This window comes from Variovorax sp. 20P10.2.4 (genome assembly GCF_058244205.1).
In genome coordinates, this window is sequence record NZ_JBZAYE010000910.1 from 1 (window position 1) to 2,273 (window position 2,273).

Sequence of the window (2,273 nt, forward strand, 5' to 3'; positions counted from 1 at the left end):
GCCAACGGCACGCTGCTGATCGACCGGCCGCTGCGCTCGGGCCAGCAGGTCTATGCCCGCGGCGGCGACGTGATCGTGACGGCCGTGGTGAGCCATGGCGCGGAGGTCATCGCCGACGGCAACGTGCACGTGTACGCGCCGCTGCGCGGCAAGGCGATCGCCGGCGCGCGCGGCAATACCGAGGCGCGGATCTTCTCGACCTGCCTCGAAGCCCAGCTGGTGGCGGTGGCCGGCATCTACCGGACCTCGGAAGTGCCGCTGCCCGACTCGGTGCTCGCGAAGGCGGCCCAGATCCGGCTCGATGGCAAGAAAATCGTGATCGAGCCCATTGCCTGACGGCAGGGCGGGACGACGCGGCAGCGATCCAGCAACAACCGAATCGAAACAAGAAGGAATGGCCATGGCCAAGATAGTGGTGGTGACCTCGGGCAAGGGCGGCGTCGGCAAGACGACCACGAGCGCCAGCTTCTCCTCGGGCCTCGCGCTCGCGGGCAAGAAGACGGCCGTGATCGACTTCGACGTGGGCCTGCGCAACCTCGACCTGATCATGGGTTGCGAACGCCGTGTGGTGTACGACCTGATCAACGTGATCCAGGGCGAGGCCAACCTGAGCCAGGCCCTGATCAAGGACAAGCAGTGCGAGAACCTGTTCGTTCTCGCCGCCTCGCAGACGCGCGACAAGGAAGCGCTGACGCAGGAAGGCGTGGAGAAGGTGCTGGCCGACCTGGCGGCGATGGACTTCGACTACATCGTCTGCGACTCGCCCGCGGGCATCGAGACCGGCGCGATGATGGCCATGCACTTCGCCGACGAGGCGCTGGTGGTGACCAATCCCGAGGTCTCGTCGGTGCGCGACTCGGACCGCATCCTGGGCATGCTCAGCAGCAAGACCAAGCGCGCCAAGGACGGCGGCGACCCGGTCAAGGAACACCTGCTGATCACGCGCTACAACCCGAACCGGGTGGCGGGCGGCCAGATGCTCTCGCTGGAGGACATCCAGGACATCCTGCGCATTCCGCTGATCGGCGTGATCCCCGAGTCGGAGAGCGTGCTGCACGCCTCCAACCAGGGCGTGCCCGCGATCCACGACAAGGACACGGACGTGGCCCAGGCCTATAGCGACGTGGTGGCGCGTTTCCTCGGCGAGGACAGGCCGATGCGTTTCGTCGAGGCCGAGAAGCCGGGCTTCTTCAAGCGGATTTTCGGAGGCAGATAAGGCATGTCGTTCCTCTCGTTCCTCCTTGGCGAAAAGAAGAAGACTGCCAGCGTTGCCAAGGAACGCCTGCAGATCATCCTCGCCCACGAGCGTTCCAGCCTCAGCGGCAAGAGGCGGCCCGACTATCTGCCCGAACTCCAGCGCGAGCTGGTGGCGGTGATCTCGAAGTACGTGGCCATCAATCCCGAGGACATCAAGGTCCACCTGGAAACCCAGGACAACCTCGAGGTGCTCGACATCAAGATCGAGCTGCCCGACCCCGCGCCCACGCCGGCGCGCTGAGTCAGTCCGGCGCGAAGAAGCGGAAGCGGACCGTCGGGTCCGCGACCACGCGCGCCGACAGGGCGCGCTCCCACGCCAGGTAGTCGGCCCAGGCCGGGTCGCGTCGCGGCCCGAACACGCGCATCACCGAGCCCCAGTCGTCGTCGAACGGGGTCAGCAGGCGCGCCGCCTCGAGCGTGGTCGACAGCGGCCGCCCCGAGGCCTTCCAGGCCTGGGTGCCGCCCGCGAGCCAGCCGAAGCGCACGCCGGCCTCGGGCCAGCGGCGTTGCGCATCGCGTGCCACGCGGCTCGCCACGATGCCGTCGGGCGAGGTGAAGACCAGCGTGCGGCCCGGCACGATCCATGGAGAGAGCGGCGCCAGCGAGGCCGGCAGCAGGTAGAGCGCGCCCGGCAGGTGGCCGCGTTCGTACTCGAGGCTCGGACCGACGTCGACCACCGTGGCGCCTTCGAGCGCCTCGGCCTCGATGGCAGGCGGGGCATCGGCGATCGCGGCGGAAGGGGCCGGCGGCAGGCCCTGGGAGGGCAGCGGGCCGTCGAACACATGCACCTCGGCCTGGCCGAGTTGCGTGAGCCAGAAGCTCGTGATGGCGGCGCGCAGCCGGTGGGCCGGATCGTCGAACAGCACGATGCGCGCGCCGCGCGTGGCCACGAGGTTCTCGAAATGCATCAGCAACTGGCCGCCCGGCACCTGCTGCACGGCCGTGCCCGCGAACGCCGGGTCGGACTGCGGGCGCACGTCGAACAGGTAGAGGCTGCGCCGCGGGTCGGCCTGCCA

The 2,273-nt window shown here is 68.8% G+C and carries 4 protein-coding genes; 3 read left to right on the forward strand and 1 reads right to left on the reverse strand.

All coding sequences use genetic code 11. The features are described 5' to 3' along the window. From minC to minE, 3 genes are all read left to right on the forward strand, one after another. The coding region (gene minC / locus AC27VN_RS39290) for a septum site-determining protein MinC (protein ID WP_490880187.1) at positions 1-336 on the forward strand (336 nt) is incomplete at its 5' end. 64 nt (positions 337-400) lie between these two features. Continuing rightward, positions 401-1,216, forward strand: a complete 816-nt coding sequence (gene minD, locus AC27VN_RS39295; RefSeq protein WP_490880188.1) for a septum site-determining protein MinD — start codon at positions 401-403, stop codon at positions 1,214-1,216. Positions 1,217-1,219: 3 nt separating this feature from the next. Next, positions 1,220-1,498 carry a cell division topological specificity factor MinE gene (gene minE / locus AC27VN_RS39300; RefSeq protein ID WP_093343682.1) on the forward strand — a complete coding sequence of 93 codons (279 nt, stop codon included), beginning with the start codon at positions 1,220-1,222 and terminating at the stop codon, positions 1,496-1,498. A gap of 1 nt (position 1,499) precedes the next feature. Here minE and AC27VN_RS39305 read toward each other — a convergent pair. Continuing rightward, a partial coding sequence (locus AC27VN_RS39305) for a rhodanese-like domain-containing protein (protein ID WP_490880189.1) occupies positions 1,500-2,273 on the reverse strand: 774 nt, incomplete at its 5' end.